Below are 21,378 nucleotides of genomic sequence, written 5' to 3'. Positions count from 1 at the left end.
CTGGAACACCGAATGTTGCGGACGATTAGCGGAACAGTGTGCGGGGACATTCGTTGTGATAGCGCCTCCGACCTTACAAGATGACGTTGTCAAAGGCGATGGTCGTGGAATTTCCACGGCCCATTGATTGCCGCATCGAATGGTCGTCGAGGAGGTGCGCCGTGCGCGCGATTCCCCATCAGGTCCGCCCGGCCGCCACCCACCCGGCGACCCGCCGGTGAGCGGGCGCTGGGTGGCGCATCTGCCGTTCACCGCCGCCGACCTGAGTGCCGCCCACCGGTTCGCGGCGGCGCTGGCCCGCTCGGTGACGTTCCTGTCGCAGGTGGACGCCGGTGAGGCGACCGTCTCGGCCGAGGACGAGCAGGGCGTACGCCATCGGGTCTTCTGCGACCTGCCGCTGCCCGGCGGGCCGCGCTGCGTGCGCCGCGTCGACCACGACGGGCGCTGCACGGCCCGGCCGCCCCGGTGACCGGCGCACCCACCGTCGCCTGCCCGGACTGCGACGGCACCGCCACGGCTGCCTGCCACCGCTGCGGGCGGCGGGGGCGGCGGCGCGCGCAGCTCGTGCTGACCGTGGCCAACCTCGACACCGGCGCGGTCGCGTCCCACGAGGTCGTGCCGAGCAACCTCGACCCCCGTCCGGAGGCGGCGGGCGGCTGGGCGGTCGACCTGACTCCCCAGGTACGCGAGCTGGCCGCCGAGGCCGGCATCGCCGCCACGGTGGAGCCGGTGGTCGTACCGATGCCGGACGCCTGGCGGCCCGACCTGCCGGCGGCCGAGCGGCGGGAGTTGGCGGCGCGGGCCCTCGCCGTGGCGGCCCGGCCGGCGTGGCGGGTGTGGGTGGGCCGGTCGACCGCCCCGGCCCCGGTCGACCCGGCGCGGCGGCTGGGCCGGCTGTGCGCGCTGGCCGACCTGCTCCTGCTCGACCTGGTCGTGGAGGCCCGCCGGCACGGCGACGCCCTGCGCTGGGCCGTCCGGTACGAGGTGCCCGGCTCCCCGGTGCCCAGCCTGCCGCCGGAGCCGAGCTTCGCTGACCTGGCGGCGGCCCTGGCCGGCACCGACGTGGCCGACGCGCTGACCGGGCTCGGCGAGCGCGGCCGGAACGCCCCCGCGCGGCTGCTCCGCCCCGACCCGCTCCGGCCGTTGGCCCCGGCGGCGAACATGGCGGCGGCGGTCAACGTGGCGCAGGTCGCCCGGCGGGTGCGCGCCGACTGCGCGGGCCGGGCGGGCGGCGGGCGGCTGCCCGGCGCGCAGGCCGTGTGGCGGGACGGCCGCTGGTGGCACACCGGCCTGCGCCCCGGCGAACCCGCATCCGACCTGTTCGGGCAGCCCACCGGCCCGCACCGCAGCCGGCCGCACCGGCCCGACGGCATACCCCGTAGCCGGACGCCGCTGCGCCGGGCCGTCGAGCCGCCGGACCCGCCGTGGCTCGGCGAGCCGGTGCCGTCGCGGCCCTGCCCGGCCTGCCGCCCCGCCGCTCGTCGGGTCGGGTGGGCGCCGTCCTGCGTCACGTGCGCCGGCACCGGCCGGGTGCACCGGGCCGCGCTGGTCACCCTGACCGACCTGCGGTGCCGGGTGGTGCACCTCGCATGGCGGGCCGGCGTGCCGGAACCCGTGGCGGCGGTCAGCGTCAGGCCCGGCGGCCGGTCGGTGGTCCGGCTCCCCGACCGCTACCGGCTGGGTGCCTGGGCGACCGTGTTCGGCGTACGCCCGGAGGACCTCGCCGATGCCGACGGCGGCCACGCCCTCCAGCCGGACGTGCGCGACGGCTACGTCGCCCTGCCCTGGGCGGGCGCGGATCCGGTGGGGGAGCAGGTGGCCGCCGTCGGTCCGGCGTTGCCCGCCGCGCGCCTGTTGGTCACCGCCGTACGCCCCGACGCGCCGCCGCTGGCCGAGCTGCTCCGGCTCGCCCACGGGCTCGACCTCGCGCTGCTCGTGAACGTGCTGGACCTGCGGCGGCACCCGGCCGCGCCGATGCGGGCGCATGGGGTGCTCTGGTCGGTCGACCTGCGCCCGCCGGCCGCCCCGGTGCGTCCCGACGACCTGCCGGACCGGCCCAGCCTCGCGGCGGCCGTGGCGCACTGCCTGGAGTGCCTGGATGTCACCCTGCCGGAGACCCTGCCGGCCGACCCCCGGGTGCCGGTCCCGGTGCCCCGGTCGGTGCCCCGCCCGCTGCCGCCCGACCAGGTGCCGGGGCTGCGGCGGCTGGCCGCCCGGCACGCCGGCCGCCCGCTCAGCGTCCGGTTCACCCGGACCGGCCGCACCGTCCACCGCCACGACGACGAAGGCGTGCGGCTGCTCGCCGACGGCGTCGACCTGCCCGATCGCCGGTTGACGTGACGTGCCGGGGAGCAGTTGACGTGACGTGCCGGGGAGCAGACGTGCGACGCGTGCGGGCCGGAGTTCATCGCCGACCGGCCAGCGGCCGGCCGCCCCGCTGGCCTGGGAGTGAATCGTGGACAGTTGCCGTTCGCCGCAAGCGGGAACTGTCCACGATCGGCCACGCCCGGCGTGCGGCGCGGGCCGGACCCGGCAGCGGGGCGGTGAGACGGGGCCCTTCTATACGCCAGGCGTTGACAATGGGCCCTTCCTTCTACTCCGGGACGCGGCGGTACGCGCCGTCGCTGGCCGACGTGGCCATCGACGCGTACGCGCGCAGCGCCGCCGACACCGGGCGCTGCCGGTCGGCCGGCGTGTACGGCTTGGCGCGCTTCTCCTGCGCGATCCGGCGGGCCTCCAGCACGTCGTCCGGCACGTTCAGCTCGATCGACCGGCCCGGGATGTCGATGACGATCTCGTCGCCGGGCTCGACCAGGGCGATGAGCCCGCCGGAGGCCGCCTCGGGGGAGGCGTGCCCGATGGACAGCCCCGAGGTGCCGCCGGAGAACCGGCCGTCGGTGAGCAGCGCGCAGGATCGGCCCAGCCCCCGTCCCTTGAGGAACGAGGTGGGGTAGAGCATCTCCTGCATGCCGGGGCCGCCCCGGGGGCCCTCGTAGCGGATCACCACCACGTCGCCGGCCACGATCTCCTTGGCCAGGATCGCCGTGACGGCGTCGTCCTGCGACTCGTAGACCTTCGCGGGGCCGCGGAAGGTCAGGCACTCCTCGGGCACGCCGGCGGTCTTCACCACGCACCCGTCCGGGGCGAGGTTGCCGTGCAGGATGGCCAGCCCGCCGTCGGCGCTGTACGCGTGCTCGCGGTCCCGCACGCAGCCGCCGGCCGCGTCGGTGTCCAGCGTGGACCAGCGGTTGGTGGTGGAGAACGGCTCGGTGGTGCGCACCCCGCCCGGGGCGGCGTGGAACAGCTCGACCGCCTCCGCCGTGGGCGAGCCGCCCCGCACGTCCCAGTCGGCGAGCCACTGCGCGAGGCTGGGGGAGTGCACGGAGTGCACGTCGCGGTGCAGCAGCCCGGCGCGGTCCAGCTCGCCGAGGATGGCGGGGATGCCGCCGGCGCGGTGCACGTCCTCCATGTGGTACTGCGGGGAGTTCGGCGCGACCTTGGCCAGGCAGGGCACCCGGCGGGAGACGGCGTCGATGTCGGCGACGGAGAAGTCCAGCTCCGCCTCGCGGGCGGCGGCGAGCAGGTGCAGGATCGTGTTGGTCGACCCGCCCATGGCCACGTCGAGGGCGATGGCGTTCTCGAACGCGGCCCGGTTGGCGATCTGCCGGGGCAGCACCGTGGCGTCGTCGCCGTCGTACCACCGCTTGGCGATCTCCACGGCGGTCCGGCCGGCCTCGACGAACAGCGCCTTGCGGGCGGCGTGGGTGGCCAGCGTCGAGCCGTTGCCGGGCAGGGCCAGGCCGATGGCCTCGGTGAGGCAGTTCATCGAGTTGGCGGTGAACATTCCGGAGCAGGAGCCGCAGGTCGGGCAGGCGGACCGTTCGATCTCGCCGAGCTGGTCGTCGGTGACCGCGTCGTTGGACGAGGCGACCATGGCGTCGATCAGGTCGATCTTGGAGTGGACGATCCCCTCGATCGCCACCGTCTTGCCGGCCTCCATCGGGCCGCCGGAGACGAAGACGGTGGGGATGTTCAGCCGGAGCGCGGCCAGCAGCATGCCGGGGGTGATCTTGTCGCAGTTGGAGATGCAGACCAGGGCGTCCGCGCAGTGCGCGTTGACCATGTATTCGACCGCGTCGGCGATCAGCTCCCGGCTGGGCAGCGAGTAGAGCATGCCGCCGTGGCCCATGGCGATGCCGTCGTCGACCGCGATGGTGTTGAACTCGCGGCCCACCCCGCCGGCCTCCGCGACCGCGTCGGCGACGAGGCCGCCGAGGTCCTTGAGGTGTACGTGGCCGGGGACGAACTGGGTGAAACTGTTGGCGATGGCGACGATCGGCTTGCCGAAGTCGTCGTCGGTCATCCCGGTGGCCCGCCACAGGGCCCGGGCGCCGGCCATCGTCCGACCGTGGGTGGAGGTCCTCGACCGCAGCTCAGGCATGGGTACCAGTCTTGCACCGCCGCCCGGCCCGCCGCCGGGGACGCGGCCCGTGTCCCAACAGATGCACACCTGTCCCGACAGATGCACACCCCCGCCCCCCACGGACAGCGGGCATCCGGCACAGTTGAGGACGTGCGCTTCCCCCCGGGCATGATCGCCGTCGTGGTGCTGAGCGGCCTCGTCGCCGCCGGTGCGACCGCACTGCTGGTCGTCTTCGCCCGGCGGGCCCGGCGGCCCTGCGGGCGGGCCGTCGCGCTGGTCGCCGTGGCGGGGGGCTTCGCGCTGGCCGGCCTGCTGGTCGGGCTGACCGTGGCGCTGACCGGCGAGCACCTGGCCCACCGGCAGGGGCAGCGCATCGGCTGGGCCACCCTGGTCTCCGCCGGGGTCGCGGCGAGCGCGCTCGCCTTCGGCGCGGGCCTGCTGCGGCTGCCCGGCGCGGGGGCCACCCGGGCGGCGACGGCCCGCCTGGTCCTCGACGGTGTGACCATGGCCACCGCGCTCTGGTTCGTGGGCTGGGTCCTCTTCTCCGAGCCGACCCGGCTGCTCGGCGCCGCCACCCCGATGGCCTGCGCGCCGATCCTGGTGGCCACGGTCAGCGTCGCGCTCACCGCCGGGCTCACCCTGATCGTGCTCCTGCGCGCCGCCCGGCCCCGCCGCCGGCTGGCCCTGCTCGGCACCGGGATCACGGCGGTGACCACCGGCGGGCTCGGCATCGCCGGCGGGATCTGCCAGGCCGTGCCGGGCCTGGTGCTGTCCGGCGCCGCGCTGCTCGCGGCGGGGCTGCTGACCGCCGCGCTGGCCGTGCGCCGGCCCGACCCGCCGGGGCAGCTCGACGTCGACCTGATCGCCCGCGACGGCGCGTACGCCTTCGTCCCGATGGGGGCGATGGCCGCCTCCGCGATGTACCACCTGCTCCAGGGTGGCAGTTTCGACGCGCTGGGCATCGTCGCCGGCAGCGTCGAGGGCTTCGCGCTGGTGGCCCGGCAATACCTCGCCCTGCACGACGTGCGCCGGTACGCGGGCCGGCTGGCCGAGCGGGAGGCGCACTTCCGCGAGCTGGCGCACACCGACCCGCTGACCGGGCTGGCCAACCGGCGGGGGCTGCTGCGCGCCCTGCACCAGGCCACCGGCTCCGGCGACCCGTGCGTGCTGCTCGGGCTGGACCTGGACGGCTTCAAGAACGTCAACGACATGCGCGGGCACGACGTGGGCGACGAGGTGCTGGCGGAGGTGGGCCGGCGGCTGCGCGGCAACCTGCGCCCCGACGACCTGGCCGCCCGGCTCGGCGGGGACGAGTTCGCGGTGCTCGTGCCCGGCCGCCTGGCCGAGGCGGGGCGGGTCGCCGAGCGGCTGCTCGGGGTGCTCGGCCGCCCGTACGACCAGGCGGGCGGGCCGGTCTTCCTGTCGGTGAGCATCGGGGTGGCGGGGCTGCCCGACGAGCCGGACACCGAGCTGCTGCTGCGCCACGCCGACCTGGCCCTGCGCTATGCCAAGCAGCGCGGCAAGAACCGGATCGAGCACTACGACGGCGCGTACGATCAGCTGCTGCGCCGCCGCACGACGCTGGAGCACGAGCTGCGCGGGGCGATCGAGCGCGACGAGCTGCGGCTGGTCTTCCAGCCGGTGGCGTCGCTGCCGTCGGTGCGCCCGGTCGGGGCGGAGGCGCTGCTGCGCTGGCACCACCCGGAGCTGGGCAACGTGCGCCCGGACGAGTTCATCCCGCTGGCCGAGGAGTGCGGGATGATCGCCAAGCTCGGCGCGTGGGTGCTGCACCAGGCGTGCTACCAGCTCTCCCGCTGGCTGGCCGACGGGCACGACGTCTGGGTGTCGGTGAACGTCTCGCCCCGGGAGCTGCACGCCCCGGAGTACGTCGTCCAGGTCGCCGACGCGTTGCGCGCCCACCACGTGCCGCCGCAGCGGCTGGTGCTGGAGGTCACCGAGCACGCCGTCGCCACCGACCTCGACGAGCTGATCCGGCGGCTGACCGCGCTGCGGCGTACCGGCGTCCGGATCGCACTCGACGACTTCGGCGCGGGATATTCGTCACTCGGCCAGCTGCGCCGGCTGCCGATCGACATTCTCAAGATCGATCATGGGTTGGTGGCCGAGCACGAGCCGGTCCGCCCGGCCGGCGTGGACGGCCCGCCCTTCGCCCCGATGGTGGACATCGTGATGCGCCTGGGGCACCAGCTCGGGCTGGAGGTGATCGCCGAAGGGGTGACCACCCCCGCCGAGCTGGCCGCCGTGGTCGCCGCCGGCTGCCGGTTCGGCCAGGGCGCGCTCTTCGGCTGGGGGGTGCCGGCCGAGCACCTGGAGGCGATGTTGGAGGCCGCGACGTCGCCCGGGGCGCGCCGGTCCCCGGTGTCGAGCCCACCCGCCCCGCCCGCCTCGTCGACCTCGTCGACCTCGTCGACCCCGCCGGCCTCGCCGGCACCACCGGTGCGGCCGGCGCGGTTGCCCGCGCAGCGCGCCGACTGGGACGGGGCCGGCGAGCGCGCCGACTGGGAGGGGTCCGCGCAGCTCGCGACGGGTGCCGGCGGCGCGTCGGGGCAGGACGCGCCGACGTCCGTTAACCAAAATGTGGGATCAGTTGACTCATCGCGTGAGATGCGGCAGGCTTGACCGCATGTCGTCGAACCGGTCTCCGCGAGTACTTACCTGAGCGCACTCTCCGTCGTCGAGAGTGCGCTGGCCCCGTGCATCTGCACGAGGGCCGTTTTTATTGCCGTCGGACCCATCGCATCGGGGCGGGCACCCGCCCGCGCCGCACGCCTGCAGAGCACCAGCCACTCCAGCCGAAGGCCTGAACCGCAATGACGAGACCCACGCCAGAGACACTCGCCCACTCCGCCCGCCGGGCCCGCGCCGGCGGCGAGCCCGCGACCGACGCCGCCCCGGCCGGCCGCGCCGTCCCGGCCGCGCCGGCCGTACGGCCGCCCGAGCCGGTCCAGCTCTCCGGGGCCGGTTCCCTCGTGCGGTCCCTGGAGGCGCTCGGCGTCGACGTCGTCTTCGGCATCCCGGGCGGGGCGATCCTGCCGGCGTACGACCCGCTCTACGACTCCACGGTCCGGCACATCCTGGTCCGGCACGAGCAGGGCGCCGGCCACGCCGCCACCGGTTACGCCCAGGCCACCGGCCGGGTCGGCGTCTGCATGGCCACCTCCGGCCCGGGCGCGACGAACCTGGTCACCCCGATCGCCGACGCGTACATGGACTCGGTGCCGATGGTGGCGATCACCGGCCAGGTCCCGCGGCCGTCGATCGGCACGGACGCCTTCCAGGAGGCCGACATCCAGGGCATCACCCTGCCGATCACCAAGCACAACTTCCTGGTCCAGACGGCCGAGGAGATCCCGCGGGTGCTCGCCGAGGCGTTCCACCTGGCCTCGACGGGCCGCCCCGGCCCGGTGCTGGTGGACATCCCCAAGGACGTCCTCCAGGCGCAGACCACCTTCTCCTGGCCGCCGACGCTGGACCTGCCCGGCTACCGGCCGACCCTGCACCCGCACGGCAAGCAGATCCGGGAGGCCGCCCGGCTGATGACCAGCGCCCGCCGGCCGGTGCTCTACGTCGGCGGCGGCGTGCTCAAGGCCGGGGCCACCGAGGGGCTGCGCCGGCTGGCGGAGCTGACCGGCATCCCGGTGGTCACCACGCTGATGGCGCTCGGGGCGTTCCCCGACTCGCACGAGCAGCACCTGGGCATGCCCGGCATGCACGGCACCGTGGCGGCCGTCTACGGCCTGCAGAAGGCCGACCTGATCGTGGCGCTGGGCGCCCGGTTCGACGACCGGGTCACCGGCCGGCTGGACTCCTTCGCCCCGGACGCGACGGTCGTGCACGCCGACATCGACCCGGCCGAGATCGGCAAGAACCGGCACGCGGACGTGCCGATCGTCGGCGATGCCAGGCACGTGATCGAGGAGCTGATCGCGGCGGTCACCACGGAGCGGGCGGCCGGGCGGCCGGCCGACCTGGGCGACTGGTGGACCCAGCTCGACGACCTGCGCGAGCGGTATCCGCTGGGCTACGAGGAGCCGGCCGACGGCACCCTCTCCCCGCAGTACGTGATCGAGCGGCTGGGCAAGATCGTCGGCCCGGACGCCGTCTACGTGGCCGGCGTCGGCCAGCACCAGATGTGGGCGTCGCAGTTCATCTCGTACGAGAAGCCGGGCACCTGGCTCAACTCCGGCGGCCTCGGCACGATGGGCTACGCGGTCCCGGCCGCGATGGGCGCCAAGGTCGGGCGGCCGGACACGGTGGTCTGGGCGATCGACGGCGACGGCTGTTTCCAGATGACCAACCAGGAGCTGGCGACCTGCGCGCTGGAGGGCATCCCGGTCAAGATCGCCGTGATCAACAACGGCAACCTCGGCATGGTCCGGCAGTGGCAGACGCTGTTCTACAACGAGCGCTACTCCAACACCGAGCTGGGCACCCACAAGCACCGCATCCCCGACTTCGTCAAGCTCGGCGAGGCCCTCGGCTGCGTCGGCCTGCGCTGCGAGAACGCTGCCGACGTCGACAAGACCATCGAGGCGGCGATGGCGATCAACGACGCCCCTGTCGTGATCGACTTCGTGGTCGGCAAGGACGCGATGGTGTGGCCGATGGTGGCCGCCGGCACCAGCAACGACGAGATCATGTTCGCCCGCGGCGTCCGCCCGGCCTTCGACGAGGACGACATCTAGTCATGACCGAATGCGCCGAGCGCAGCGAGGGCCATGAGGGCATGACAAGAGAGGCACAGCTATGACGATGCACACGCTTTCCGTGCTGGTGGAGAACAAGCCGGGCGTCCTGGCCCGGGTCTCCGGGCTGTTCTCCCGGCGCGGCTTCAACATCGACAGCCTCGCCGTCGGCGAGACCGAGAACCCGGACGTCTCGCGGATCACCATCGTGGTCAACGCCGAGTCGTCCCCGCTGGAGCAGGTCACCAAGCAGCTCAACAAGCTGGTCAACGTGCTCAAGATCGTCGAGCTGGACCCGCAGGTCTCGGTCGCCCGGGAACTGCTGCTGGTCAAGGTCCGCGCCGACCGCGCGGCGCGCTCCCAGGTGCTGGAGACGGTCAACCTGTTCCGCGCCCGGGTGGTCGACGTCGCGCCCGACACGCTGACGATCGAGGCCACGGGCACCCCCGACAAGCTGGACGCGCTGCTGCGCGACCTCGAACCGTACGGGATCAAGGAGATGGTCCAGTCCGGGACGGTGGCGATCGGGCGCGGCTCGCGCTCGATCACCGCAGGCCCGGCCCTGCGGGCCGCCTGATCCCCTGCCACTACCGACCGCACAAGCCACGACGGGCCACACCCGGGCCGCCGTACGAAAGGGAAGTCAATGAGCGTTGAGGTGTACTACGACGACGATGCCGACCTCGGCCTGATCCAGGCCAAGAAGGTCGCGGTGATCGGGTACGGCAGCCAGGGCCACGCCCACGCGCTGTCGCTGCGCGACTCCGGCGTCGACGTGGTGATCGGCCTGCCGGCGGGCTCGAAGAGCCGGCCCAAGGCCGAGGAGCAGGGCCTGCGGGTGCTCAGCCCGGCGGAGGCCGCGGCCGAGGCCGACGTGATCATGATCCTGGCCCCGGACACCGCGCAGCGCGGCCTCTACACCGAGGCGATCGCCCCGAACCTGGCCCCGGGCAAGGCGCTCTTCTTCGGCCACGGCTTCAACATCCGGTACGACCTGATCAAGCCCCCGGCCGACGTGGACGTGGCGATGGTCGCCCCGAAGGGCCCGGGTCACCTGGTCCGCCGCCAGTACGTCGACGGCAAGGGCGTGCCCTGCCTCGTCGCCGTCGAGCAGGACGCCAGCGGCACCGCGTTCGCCCTGGCCCTGGCGTACGCCAAGGGCATCGGCGGCACCCGCGCGGGCGCGATCCGGACCACCTTCAAGGAGGAGACGGAGACCGACCTGTTCGGCGAGCAGGCGGTCCTCTGCGGCGGCGCGGCGGCGCTGGTGCAGACCGGCTTCGAGGTGCTCACCGAGGCGGGCTACGCCCCGGAGATCGCCTACTTCGAGTGCCTGCACGAGCTGAAGCTGATCGTCGACCTGATGTACGAGGGCGGCATCGCCCGGATGCGCTACAGCGTCTCCGACACCGCCGAGTACGGCGACCTGTCCCGTGGCCCGCGCGTCGTCGACGCCCGGGTCAAGGAGGAGATGCGCAAGATCCTGTCCGAGGTGCAGTCGGGCGAGTTCGCCCGCGAGTGGATCGCCGAGGACGACAACGGCCGCCCGAACTTCGCCAAGTGGCGGGCCGAGGGCGCGGCGCACCCGATCGAGGCGACCGGCCAGAAACTGCGGTCCATGATGAGCTGGGTCGACCGGCCGATCACCGAGACCGCCTGAGCACTGCCCGCAAGCGGCGACCCGTCCGACGCTCTCCCCGGCGTCGGGCGGGTCGCTGCTGTCTTTTCACCTGGCCTTAACACCGTTGACATGTCGGGTTTGTGAGGGCACTCACCCCAGCGTCCGGGGCGCGCCGGCCTAGCCGCGCCCTACGATCGCGGGTAGGTGCGTAGCCGGCACCTGACGGCCATGGCACGAACCAGCGCAGGGCGCAGCGCGGCGCCCTGTCGCCCCGGCCGACCGCCACACGACCTCTACGAGGACCGATGAATCCTGTCGTACTGATCGCCGAAGAACTCGCCCCCGCCGCCATCGAGGTGCTCGCCCACGACTTCGACGTCCGCCACGTCGACGGCACCGACCGCCCGGCCCTGCTCTCCGCGCTCTCCGAGGCCGACGCGGTGATCGTGCGCAGCGCCACGCAGATCGACGCCGAGGCGATCGCCGCCGCCCCGCGGCTGAAGGTGGTCGCCCGGGCCGGCGTGGGTCTGGACAACGTCGAGGTGCCGGCCGCCACCGCGCGGGGCGTCATGGTCGTCAACGCCCCCACCTCCAACATCGTCTCCGCCGCCGAGCAGGCCGTCGCGCTGCTGCTCGCCGTGGCCCGCAACACCGCCAGCGCCAGCGCCGCGCTCAAGGCCGGCGAGTGGAAGCGGTCCAAGTACACGGGCGTCGAGGTGCAGGGCAAGACCGTCGGCGTCGTCGGCCTCGGCCGCATCGGCGTGCTCTTCGCATCCCGGATCGCCGCGTTCGGCACCCGGCTGATCGCGTACGACCCGTACATCCAGCCGGCCCGCGCCGCCCAGCTCGGCGTGCGCCTGGTCGGGCTGGAGGAGCTGCTGCGGGAGAGCGACTTCATCTCGATCCACCTGCCGAAGACCCCGGAGACCATGGGCCTGATCGGCGAGAAGGAGCTGGCGATCGTCAAGCCGGGCGTGCGGATCGTCAACGCCGCCCGGGGCGGGCTGGTCGACGAGCAGGCCCTCGCCGACGCGATCGCCGAGGGCCGCGTCGGCGGCGCGGGCGTCGACGTGTACGCCAAGGAGCCCTGCACCTCCTCGCCGCTGTTCGCCTTCGACAACGTGGTGGCCACCCCGCACCTGGGCGCGTCCACCGCCGAGGCGCAGGACAAGGCCGGCCTCGCCGTGGCCAAGAGCGTGAAGCTGGCGCTGCAGGGCGAGTTCGTGCCGGACGCGGTCAACGTCCAGGCCGGCGGCGTCGTCGCCGAGGACGTCCGCCCGCTGCTGCCGCTGGCCGAGAAGCTGGGCCGGGCGTTCACCGCCGTCGCCGGCGGGGTGGCCGCCAGCGTCACCGTCGAGGTGCGTGGTGCGGTCGTCGCCCACGACGTCTCGGTGCTCAAGCTCGCCGCCACCAAGGGGCTGTTCAGCTCGGTGGTCGAGGAGCAGGTCACCTACGTCAACGCGCCGCACCTGGCCGCCGAGCGCGGCGTCGAGGTGCACCTGGCCAGCCAGGCCGAGACGGCCGACCACCCGACCCTGGTGACGGTCCGCGGCGCGCTGCCGGACGGCCGCACGGTCAGCGTCTCCGGCACGGTCGCCTCGGCGGGCGCCCGCGACCTGTTCAAGCTGACCGAGGTGGACGGCTTCGACGTGGAGATCGGCGCGGAGGGCATCCTGCTCTTCCTGCGCTACGTGGACCGCCCGGGCGTGGTCGGCACCGTCGGCACCCTGCTCGGCGAGGCCGGCATCAACATCGCCGCGATGCAGGTGGCCCGCCGGGAGGCCGGCGGTGAGACCCTGATGACCCTCACGGTCGACCAGGCCCTCGGCGCCGACCTGCTCACCTCGGCGGCCGACTCGATCGGCGCGACCTCGGCCAGCGCCGCCGACCTGCGCGACGAGTAGCCACGTCCACCCTGGACCGCCCGGCGCGGTCCACCTGGGACGATCGCGGGGCCCGGCCGAATCGGCCGGGCCCCGCGGTCGTGTCGTGTCGTGTCGTGTCGGATCAGATCGGGTCGGGTTCGGGGTCGGGGTTCGGGTCAGCGCCGGGCGCGGGCCGGTGGCGGGTAGACCGAACCGTCCTGGTAGTCGAAGAGCATCAGGTCGTACTCGCCGGCCAGCCGCTCGATGTCGAGCAGCACCTGGTCCTCGCAGGCGGGGTTGAGGTTCATCTCGATGTGGTCGTTCGCCGCGTGCAGCGGCGCGACCTCCCACGGTGAACCCTGGCCGGCCGGCCGGTCGGGATACCTGGCCGTGATCGCCCGGTAGAAGGCGACGACCCGCGGGTCCGGGTAACGTTCGCCGTGCTGCCCCTGCCGGCACCGTTGCACCGCTGCCCGCACGTCCGCGGGCGTGGCCCCGTCCGGGAGGGCCCACACGCTCAGATCGAAACTCACGGCGGACAGCGTGCCATCTTGTGGCCGGGAAGTCACCGCGACCCCACCGCAGGTCAACCGCGAATCTTCCGACCGTCCCCCGGAGACGGTCCGCTGTGGAGACTCTTGCGTCGAGTTGCGTCGATTCGCTAGCGTACTCGTGCGGTCACTGGCTGAGTTCGGTCGTCGGCCCGTCTTCGGGTGGCGAGGTCTGACCTCGGGCCCAGCCGGTCCCGCACCCCTCGATTGCGCGAGCCACGCGCACTCGTCGCTGATCGGCCCCCACGGTCGTTGCCGAGACCGTGGGGGCCGATCGCCGATCGCCCGACGGCCGGGATGCGAAGACCGGCCGGCGCGTTCAGCGCTCGCGGTGGGCGAACAGCGCCCGGTAGTCCGACCCGGTGCGGAACCAGGCCAGCCCCGCCGGGCCGGCGGCATACAGCGCGGTGGCGTAGGCGTCGGCCACCGCCAGGTCGGGGCCGATCACGGTGGCGGCGTCGAGCTGGTCGGCCGGCTCCCCGGTGTGCGGGTCGACCACGTGGCCCCGCCGCCCGGTCACCCCGGAGGTGCCCACCGCGCCGGCCGTCATCTCCAGCGCCAGCGGGGCCCGGCGGGGGTCGGTCGGGTGGTGCACCGCCACCCGCCACGGGCCGCCGTGCGCGGCGTGGCCGCGTACGACCAGGTCGGCGCCAGTGAGCACGGCGTAGTCGTGGATGCCGGCGGCGCGCAGCCGGGCTGCGGCCCGCTCCACCGCCCAGCCGCCGAGCAGGCCGCCCGGGTCGAAGCCGCCGGGCACCGCCCACGCGTCGAACCAGCCGTCGGTGGCCGCCCGCATCGCGGCGCACCGGTCGACCAGGTCGGCCAGCGGCGCGTACGACTCGGGGCTGATCTCTCCGCGGCGCAGCCGGGAGACCAGGCTGTCGGGGCGGGTCGGGCCGTAGGTGAGGTCGACGGCGCGCAGCTCGGCGACGGCGTCGGCCAGTGCCGCGCCGACCCCGCGCCGGCCCAGCCAGCTCGGGGCGTTGAGCAGCAGCGAGTATTCGGCGGTGCCGGTCCGGACGGTGTGCTGCACGGTGATCCGGTCGACGGCGCTGCCGCCTGCGGCGTCGAGGCGGTGGCTGCGGGTGCCCAGCCGCAGGTCGGGGCGGCGGCTGGCGAAGGCCGACTGGTCGACCCAGCGGGTGTGCGGCTGTTCGTCGACCCACCGCTGCCGGGGTTGCTCGTCGATCCGCATCGCTGCCGCTCCTTCTGCTGACGGCGCCGCAGCACCGCGGCGACCACCCGTCCGGGCCCCCGTGACCCGTTCACCACCGACCCTAGGCAGGGAAGTTGACCGCATCATGAATCTCACCTGGGAGCCTGCTGTGCATTCCGCTTTCCCGAATTGTGGAAGGCTCGTACCGGGAGGCGGGACAGGGTCGTACCGTGGGGGAGACGACGAGGCGAGGGAGCTGAGGACGTGGCACGCATCGCGGTGGTGGCCGGGGACGGGATCGGACCCGAGGTGGTCGCGCAGGCCCTCAAGGTCGTCGACGCCGTGCTCCCCGGGGTGGAGACCACCGCGTACGACCTCGGCGCGGCCCGCTACCACCGCACCGGCGAGGTGCTGCCGGACTCGGTCCTCGCCGAGCTGGCCGGGCACGACGCGATCCTGCTCGGGGCCGTCGGCGACCCGACCGTTCCGCCGGGAGTGCTGGAGCGGGGCCTGCTGCTCAAGCTCCGCTTCGCCTTCGACCAGTACGTCAACCTGCGCCCGTCGCGGCTGTGGCCCGGCGTGGCCGGCCCGCTGGCCAGCGTCAAGCCCGGCGAGGTCGACCTGGTCGTGGTCCGCGAGGGCACCGAGGGGCTCTACGCCGGGGCGGGCGGCTCCCTGCACCGGGACACCCCGGCCGAGGTGGCCACCGAGGAGAGCCTGAACACCCGGCACGGCGTGGAGCGGGTCATCCGCGACGCGTTCGCCCGGGCGTCGCGCCGCGAGCGGCGCAAGGTGACCCTGGTGCACAAGACCAACGTGCTCACCCACGCCGGGTCGCTGTGGGCCCGTGCCTTCGAGGCCGTGGCCGCCGAGCACCCGGACGTCGCCACGGAATACCAGCACGTCGACGCCGCCGCGATGTTCCTCGTCACCCAGCCGCAGCGCTACGACGTGGTGGTCACCGACAACCTCTTCGGCGACATCCTCACCGACATCGCCGCCGCCGTCACCGGCGGGATCGGGCTGGCCGCCAGCGGCTGCATCAACCCGTCCGGGGCGTACCCGTCGATGTTCGAGCCGGTGCACGGCTCCGCGCCGGACATCGCCGGCCAGGGCGTCGCCGACCCCGTCGCCGCCGTGCTCTCCGCCGCACTGCTGCTCGACCAGCTCGGGCACGCCGAGGCCGCCGCCCGGGTGACCGCCGCCGTCGGCACGGAGCTGGCCAGCCGGGGCGCGGGCGTACCGCTGCGCACCGCCGAGGTCGGCGACCGGCTCGCCGGCTACGCGGTGGCCTGAACCACCGGGTAGCCGTCGCGCACCCGGTGGTCCGCAGGCACCCCGGTCGGAGGCCACCCCCCGCCGGTTGGTGCTACTCGCTGAACGACCGTTCGGGGTAGGTTTCTGGCAGCACCTTCTCCGGCGTGCGGTCCCGCGCGCCGTCGTACCCCAGGGAGGCACGCGCGATGAGCGGTGGTGACATGCTCGACTTCGAGATCCGTCCGAATCCCACGCCGGTATCCGCCGCCGAACGGGCGGCCCTCCTCGCGGCCCCGGGGTTCGGCCGCATCTTCACCGACCACATGGTCACGATCCGGTACGCCGAGGGCAAGGGTTGGTACGACGCTCGCATCGAGGCGCGTGGGCCGATCCCGATGGACCCGGCCTCCGCCGTGCTGCACTACGCGCAGGAGATCTTCGAGGGGCTGAAGGCATACCGGCTCGCCGACGGGTCGGTCACCATGTTCCGGCCGGAGGCCAACGCCGCCCGGTTCGTCGACTCGGCCCGTCGGATGGCGATGCCGGAGCTGCCGCCGGAGCTGTTCGTCGACTCGCTGCGCCGGCTCGTCGACATCGACCGGGACTGGATCCCCGAGGGCGACGGGGCCAGCCTCTACTTGCGCCCGTTCATGATCGCCAGCGAGGTCTTCCTCGGCGTCCGCCCGTCGAACGAATACCTCTATGTGGTCATCGCCTCCCCGGCCGGGTCGTACTTCTCGGGCGGGGTCAAGCCGGTGACGGTCTGGGTCTCGCCGGACTACACCCGCGCCGCCCCCGGTGGCACCGGCGCGGCCAAGTGCGGTGGCAACTACGCCGCCTCGCTCGCCGCCCAGGCCGAGGCGATCGAGGCCGGCTGCGACCAGGTCGTCTTCCTCGACGCGGTGGAGCGCCGCTACGTCGACGAACTGGGCGGGATGAACGTGTTCTTCGTCTACGACGACGACACGCTGGTCACCCCGCCGCTGACCGGCACGATCCTGCCCGGCATCACCCGGGACGCGCTGCTCACCCTGGCCGCCGAGGCCGGCCACCGGGTCGAGGAGCGGCCGGTCAGCTTCGCCGACTGGCAGGCCGACGCGGCCAGCGGCCGGCTGCGCGAGGCCTTCGCGTGCGGCACCGCCGCCGTGATCACGCCGATCGGCGGGGTCAAGTTCCCCGACGGTGAGTTCCTGGTCGGGGGCGGCGAGCCGGGTCGGGTGACCGCGGCGTTGCAGCAGCGGCTGATCGACATCCAGCGCGGCCGGGCCGCCGACCCGCACGGCTGGGTGACCCGCCTGTAGGGGCCGGGGCGGGGCGGCTCAGTCCAGCAGGTGGTCACGCAGTGCGGCGAGCTGGACATCGGTGACGCCGGCGTGCCGCAGGTATCCCTCCACCGAGCCGTGCCCCTCCCGCAGCTCGGTCAGGAACAGCGTCATCGCCTCGGCGGGCGAGGCCAGATAGGGTGCCGGCAGCTCCCGGGCCTCCGGCATGGTGGCGGCCACCCAGGCGCTGAACCGCTGCGACGCCTCGGTGCTCAACGCGTAGTCGGCGGCGATGTCGGCGTCGCTCACGCCCAGCGCCGACAGGGTCAGCGCGCAGACGATGCCGGTGCGGTCCTTGCCGGCCACGCAGCGCACGACGACCGGTGCCGAAGCGCTGTCGGCGATCAGCCCCACCGCCTCGGCGAGCCCCGCCGCGCCGGTGCCGGCGAGGTCGGCGTACCGGTCGGCGAGGAAGCGGGCGAGGCTGGAGCCGGGCTCGTACTGGGCCTCCGCCCACGCGGCGTGCTCGGGGTGGATGTGCCGGTAGGTGAGCCCGGCCAGCTCCGGCACCCGGCCGTCCCGGGTCACCTCGGCGGGGCGGCGCAGGTCGATCACGGTGCGCACGCCGAGGGCGACGAACGCGTCCCGGTCGGGGCCGTCGATGCGGTGCGGGGAGTCGGAGCGGTAGAGCCGGCCCCAGCGCACCGCGCGTCCGTCGCCGGCCGGGTAGCCGCCGACGTCGCGGAAGTTGAACAGGGCGGAGAAGGGGATCCTGCGCTTGTCCTCGGTCGTGTCCACCCTGACACGGTAACGGTCGGTGGGACGCGGCCCCACCGGCCGTCACGGTGAGAGGCGGCTCGGCGCGGACGATGCGCAGTGGCTCAGCGCGCGGTGCCCGGGGGCAGGTTGCCGTAGCTCTCGTCGTAGTAACCGCCGAGCCGGTCCCGGAACGTCGGGTCGCTGTGGCTGCCCTCGTCGTACTCGGGGGCGGCCTTGATCTGGTCGCGCTCCCGGTCGACGTGCACCGTGCGGGCGTCGTGGTCGACGTGGTTGACCGTGCCGGCGGGGAGCATGACCTTCTTGCCGAAGATCCAGGGTCCGGTGTCGACCACCAGGTAGCTGCCGCCGACCTCGTGGCTCGCGCTGTCGATCCTGCCGATGCCGCCGTCGGTGGCCTCGACGTGATAGCCGACGAGGTCGGCGTCGGCGACCGAGGGCCGGTCGCGGTAGCTCCACGGGTCGAACGCCCCGGCGGGGGCACCGCCGGCGATCGCGCCCTGGTCGCCGTGGCGCATCGGGTCGGGCGTGCCGGTGGCGGCGTGCGGGTCGAGCCTGTCCATGGGTGCTCCTGCCCCGACCGTCATGGTCGTTTCGGAGGGGTCGTCTCCGAGGAAGCACCTACCCAGGGCCCGGGCCGCCTACACGCGGACATCCGCCGGCGCTGCGGGGTGCGCGGCGCCGGCGGATGTCCCGGTCGTACGGCTCAGGCGAGCGCGGCCTGCGCGTCGAGGGCCACGGCGGCGGCGTGCACGACGGCGGCGATGCGCAGCCCCTCGTGCACCTGCTCCCGGGTGAACCCGGTGGCCCGCAGGGTCTTCTCGTGCGACTCCAGGCAGACGCCGCAGCCGGTGATCGCCGAGACGGCGAGGCACCACAGCTCGAAGTCGCCCTTCTCGACGCCCGGCCGCGCGATGATCTGCATCCGCAGCCGGGCCGGCATCGACGCGTAGTGCTCGTCGCCGATGAGGTGCTTGGCCCGGTAGTAGACGTTGTTCATCGCCATGATCGTCGCGGCGCCCTTGGCCGCCTCGACCGCCTCGGGGGTGAGGTGGGTGGCAGCCTCGGCGGCGATCTCCCGCAGCACGACCGGGTTACGCGCGGCCACGGCGCAGGCCAGCGCGGTGCCCCACGCCTGCTCCGGCTTGAGGGTGGAGGTGCCGACGGTGGAGCCCAGGTTGAGCTTGATGTCCCTGGCGTACTCGGGCAGGGCCACCTTGACCGCGTCGAGGCCCATCGTCAGGCCCCGGCGCCCGCGAGCAGCTTGGTGGCGTCGAGGGTCGCGCCGCCGGACTTCCAGTTGCACGGGCACAGCTCGTCGGTCTGCAGGGCGTCGAGCACGCGCAGCACCTCGGAGACGTTGCGGCCGACGGAGCCGGCGGTCACCATGGCGAACTGGATCTCGTTGTCCGGGTCGACGACGAAGGTGGCCCGCTGGGCCACGCCGTCGGCGCCGAGCACGCCGCAGGCGGCGGTCAGCTCGCGCTTGATGTCGCTGAGCATCGGGAACGGCAGCTCGCGCAGGTCGGGGTGGTCCTTGCGCCAGGCGTAGTGGACGAACTCGTTGTCCACCGAGACGCCGAGCACCTGGGCGTCCCGGTCGGCGAACTCGCCGTTGAGCCGGCCGAACTCGGCGATCTCCGTCGGACAGATGAAGGTGAAGTCCTTCGGCCAGAAGAAGACCACCCGCCACTTGCCCTTGTACGACTTGTGGTTGATCGACTCGAACGCCCGGTCGGCGTCCAGGGAGACGCAGGCGGTGAGTTCGTATTCGGGAAAGCGGTCACCGACAGTGAGCACGGGGTCCTCCTTGATAGCGGCACGGGGCCGGTAACTGGATCGGTTCCAGATACTGCCGCAGCGGTGTTTCGGCTCGATAGCGGCCGGATGACTTGTGAAGTCGATCACCGATGGCGAGTTCTGACCCGCGTGCGACCCGCCGTGCGGTATGCCACCCTCCGTGACCGTCCCGCCATGTGGATTTTGCCTCCCGGAACCCGGGTGCGGGTGGCAGAGTGGCGACCGTGACCAGCACCGTCGTCATTATCGGCAACTAGCGCGCCCGGCCCCGAACCGCCGAGCGCGCAGACCTCCCGCATCCGCGGGGGGTCTTTTTGTTGGTCCCCCTCCGCCACCCCACCCGTCCCGCCCGCGCCCGAAAGGACTCCCCATGACGTTCCAGGTGTACGACACGACGCTGCGCGACGGCGCCCAGCGCGAGGGGCTCACCTACTCGGTGGTCGACAAGCTCGCGGTGGCCCGGCTGCTCGACGAGTTCGGCGTGGGCTTCATCGAGGGCGGCTGGCCGGGCGCGGTGCCCAAGGACACCGAGTTCTTCCGCCGAGCCCGCACCGAACTCGACCTGAAACACGCCCTGCTCGTGGCGTTCGGGGCCACCCGCAAGGCCGGCGTCGCCGTCGCCGACGACCCGCAGGTGCGGGCGCTGCTCGACGCGCAGACCCCGGCCGTCGCGCTGGTCGCCAAAGCCGACCTGAGGCACGTCGAGCGGGCGCTGCGCACCACCGCGCAGGAGAACCTGGCGATGATCCGGGACACGGTGCGCCATCTCGTCGCCGAGGGGCGGCGGGTCTTCGTCGACGGCGAACACTTCTTCGACGGCTACCGGCACGACCCCGCGTACGGCGCGGAGGTGGTGCAGACCGCGCTGGCCGCCGGCGCCGAGGTGATGGTGCTCTGCGACACCAACGGCGGCATGCTGCCCTCCCGCGTCACCGCCGCGATCGCCGATCTGGTCGCCCGCACCGGGGTGGACCCCGCCCGCCTGGGCATGCACGCCCAGAACGACACCTCCTGCGCGGTGGCCAACACCATCGCCGCCGTCGAGGCCGGGGTCCGGCACGTGCAGGGCACCGCCAACGGCTACGGCGAGCGCCCCGGCAACGCCGACATCTTCGCCGTCGTCGCCAACCTCCAGCTCAAGCTCGGGCTGCCGGTCCTACCGGAGGGCTGCCTGGAGCAGATGGTGCGGGTCTCCCACGCCATCGCCGAGATCGCCAACATCGCCCCCGACACCCACCAGGCGTACGCCGGGGCCGCCGCCTTCGCCCACAAGGCGGGGCTGCACGCGAGCGCGATCAAGGTGGATCCGCTGCTCTACAACCACGTGGACCCCGCCGTGGTGGGGAACGACATGCGGATCCTGATCACCGAGATGGCCGGCCGGGCCAGCGTCGAGCTCAAGAGCCGCGAGCTGGGCCTGGACCTGGCCGGCCATCCGGAGACCCTGTCCCGGGTGACCAGGCGGGTCAAGGAGCTGGAGGCCGGCGGCTGGTCCTTCGAGGCCGCCGACGCCTCGTTCGAGCTGCTGGTCCGCTCGGAGCTGCCCGACGCCGCCCCGGCCCGGCCGTTCGCCCTGGAGTCGTACCGGGTGCTGGTCGAGCACCGGGAGGACGGCGCGGTGGTCTCCGAGGCCACCGTCAAGATCCGGGTACGCGGCGAGCGGCTGATCGCCACGGCCGAGGGCAACGGCCCGGTCAACGCCCTCGACGAGGCGCTGCGGGTCGGCCTGTCCCGGCACTACCCGGAGCTGCGCGACTTCGAGCTGGCCGACTACAAGGTGCGCATCCTGGAGGGCAGCCACGGCACCGGCGCGGTGACCCGGGTGCTGGTGGAGACCGCCGACGGGGCGGGCCGTGACTGGACCACCGTCGGCGTGCACCCCAACGTCGTCGAGGCGTCCTGGCACGCCCTCGTCGACGCCCTCACCTACGGCCTGGACCGCGCCCGCGTGTAAGGAGGG

At 73.7% G+C, this 21,378-nt stretch carries 17 protein-coding genes; 10 read left to right on the top strand and 7 right to left on the bottom strand.

The window, feature by feature from the left end; translation table 11 throughout:
• Positions 1-217: 217 nt before the first annotated feature.
• Together ACFT41_RS05745 and ACFT41_RS05740 are read left to right on the top strand one after the other, a co-directional pair.
• On the top strand, positions 218-469 hold the full coding sequence (locus tag ACFT41_RS05745; protein ID WP_377586964.1) for a hypothetical protein: 252 nt from the start codon (positions 218-220) through the stop codon (positions 467-469).
• Positions 466-2,340: a hypothetical protein gene (locus ACFT41_RS05740; protein WP_377586965.1), complete on the top strand. Its 1,875-nt coding sequence runs from the start codon at positions 466-468 to the stop codon at positions 2,338-2,340. Before ACFT41_RS05745 ends, ACFT41_RS05740 begins: the two co-directional genes overlap by 4 nt.
• Positions 2,341-2,593: 253 nt before the next feature.
• Here the strand turns inward: ACFT41_RS05740 and ilvD are convergent, their stop codons facing one another.
• On the bottom strand, positions 2,594-4,441 hold the full coding sequence (gene ilvD, locus ACFT41_RS05735; protein ID WP_377586966.1) for a dihydroxy-acid dehydratase: 1,848 nt from the start codon (positions 4,439-4,441) through the stop codon (positions 2,594-2,596).
• 150 nt (positions 4,442-4,591) lie between these two features.
• On the opposite strand from ilvD, the gene ACFT41_RS05730 reads away from it, so the two are divergent.
• The 5 genes from ACFT41_RS05730 to serA all read left to right on the top strand — a co-directional run bounded on the left by ACFT41_RS05730 (position 4,592) and on the right by serA (position 12,654).
• Complete coding sequence (locus tag ACFT41_RS05730; RefSeq protein WP_377586972.1) at positions 4,592-7,063, top strand: putative bifunctional diguanylate cyclase/phosphodiesterase; 2,472 nt, start codon at positions 4,592-4,594, stop codon at positions 7,061-7,063.
• A 191-nt stretch (positions 7,064-7,254) separates the two neighbouring features.
• Complete coding sequence (locus tag ACFT41_RS05725) at positions 7,255-9,129, top strand: acetolactate synthase large subunit (RefSeq protein WP_377586967.1); 1,875 nt, start codon at positions 7,255-7,257, stop codon at positions 9,127-9,129.
• Positions 9,130-9,190: 61 nt separating this feature from the next.
• Positions 9,191-9,706, top strand: coding sequence for an acetolactate synthase small subunit (ilvN, locus tag ACFT41_RS05720; protein ID WP_043962263.1), 516 nt, complete (start codon positions 9,191-9,193; stop codon positions 9,704-9,706).
• Positions 9,707-9,775: 69 nt separating this feature from the next.
• On the top strand, positions 9,776-10,789 hold the full coding sequence (gene ilvC / locus ACFT41_RS05715) for a ketol-acid reductoisomerase (RefSeq protein ID WP_377586968.1): 1,014 nt from the start codon (positions 9,776-9,778) through the stop codon (positions 10,787-10,789).
• Positions 10,790-11,055: 266 nt separating this feature from the next.
• Positions 11,056-12,654 (top strand): phosphoglycerate dehydrogenase, encoded by a 1,599-nt coding sequence (gene serA, locus ACFT41_RS05710; protein ID WP_377586969.1) that lies wholly within the window; start codon positions 11,056-11,058, stop codon positions 12,652-12,654.
• 137 nt (positions 12,655-12,791) lie between these two features.
• On the opposite strand, the gene ACFT41_RS05705 is transcribed toward serA, so the two are convergent.
• Entirely contained in the window at positions 12,792-13,148 is a 357-nt protein-coding gene (locus ACFT41_RS05705; protein ID WP_377613755.1) for a hypothetical protein, read from the bottom strand.
• A gap of 337 nt (positions 13,149-13,485) precedes the next feature.
• Entirely contained in the window at positions 13,486-14,361 is an 876-nt protein-coding gene (locus ACFT41_RS05700) for an FAD:protein FMN transferase (RefSeq protein ID WP_377588543.1), read from the bottom strand.
• 225 nt (positions 14,362-14,586) lie between these two features.
• Here ACFT41_RS05700 and ACFT41_RS05695 point away from each other — a divergent pair, with 225 nt between their 5' ends.
• Complete coding sequence (locus tag ACFT41_RS05695) at positions 14,587-15,618, top strand: 3-isopropylmalate dehydrogenase (protein ID WP_377588544.1); 1,032 nt, start codon at positions 14,587-14,589, stop codon at positions 15,616-15,618.
• 167 nt (positions 15,619-15,785) lie between these two features.
• Positions 15,786-16,880 carry a branched-chain amino acid aminotransferase gene (locus tag ACFT41_RS05690; RefSeq protein ID WP_377588545.1) on the top strand — a complete coding sequence of 365 codons (1,095 nt, stop codon included), beginning with the start codon at positions 15,786-15,788 and terminating at the stop codon, positions 16,878-16,880.
• A gap of 18 nt (positions 16,881-16,898) precedes the next feature.
• On the opposite strand, the gene ACFT41_RS05685 is transcribed toward ACFT41_RS05690, so the two are convergent.
• The 4 genes from ACFT41_RS05685 to ACFT41_RS05670 all read right to left on the bottom strand — a co-directional run bounded on the left by ACFT41_RS05685 (position 16,899) and on the right by ACFT41_RS05670 (position 19,418).
• On the bottom strand, positions 16,899-17,639 hold the full coding sequence (locus ACFT41_RS05685) for a tyrosine-protein phosphatase (RefSeq protein WP_377588546.1): 741 nt from the start codon (positions 17,637-17,639) through the stop codon (positions 16,899-16,901).
• A gap of 83 nt (positions 17,640-17,722) precedes the next feature.
• A complete protein-coding gene (locus tag ACFT41_RS05680; RefSeq protein WP_377588547.1) occupies positions 17,723-18,181 on the bottom strand; it encodes a PRC-barrel domain containing protein in 459 nt (152 codons plus the stop codon).
• A gap of 143 nt (positions 18,182-18,324) precedes the next feature.
• Complete coding sequence (locus tag ACFT41_RS05675) at positions 18,325-18,855, bottom strand: carboxymuconolactone decarboxylase family protein (protein WP_377588548.1); 531 nt, start codon at positions 18,853-18,855, stop codon at positions 18,325-18,327.
• A gap of 2 nt (positions 18,856-18,857) precedes the next feature.
• The gene (locus ACFT41_RS05670) at positions 18,858-19,418 is read right to left on the bottom strand and encodes a peroxiredoxin (protein WP_377588549.1); all 561 of its coding nucleotides are present in this window, start codon (positions 19,416-19,418) and stop codon (positions 18,858-18,860) included.
• Between the two features lie 370 nt (positions 19,419-19,788).
• Between ACFT41_RS05670 and cimA the strand changes: the two genes are divergently transcribed.
• Positions 19,789-21,372, top strand: a complete 1,584-nt coding sequence (cimA, locus tag ACFT41_RS05665; protein WP_377588550.1) for a citramalate synthase — start codon at positions 19,789-19,791, stop codon at positions 21,370-21,372.
• The last annotated feature ends 6 nt before the right edge of the window (positions 21,373-21,378 follow it).

Origin of the sequence: Micromonospora sp. NPDC057141 (assembly GCF_042670805.1) — a bacterium.
Taxonomy (GTDB): Bacteria; Actinomycetota; Actinomycetes; order Mycobacteriales; family Micromonosporaceae; genus Micromonospora.
Note: the sequence above shows the minus strand (reverse complement) of the source record. Positions and strands in the feature narration are given on the sequence as shown.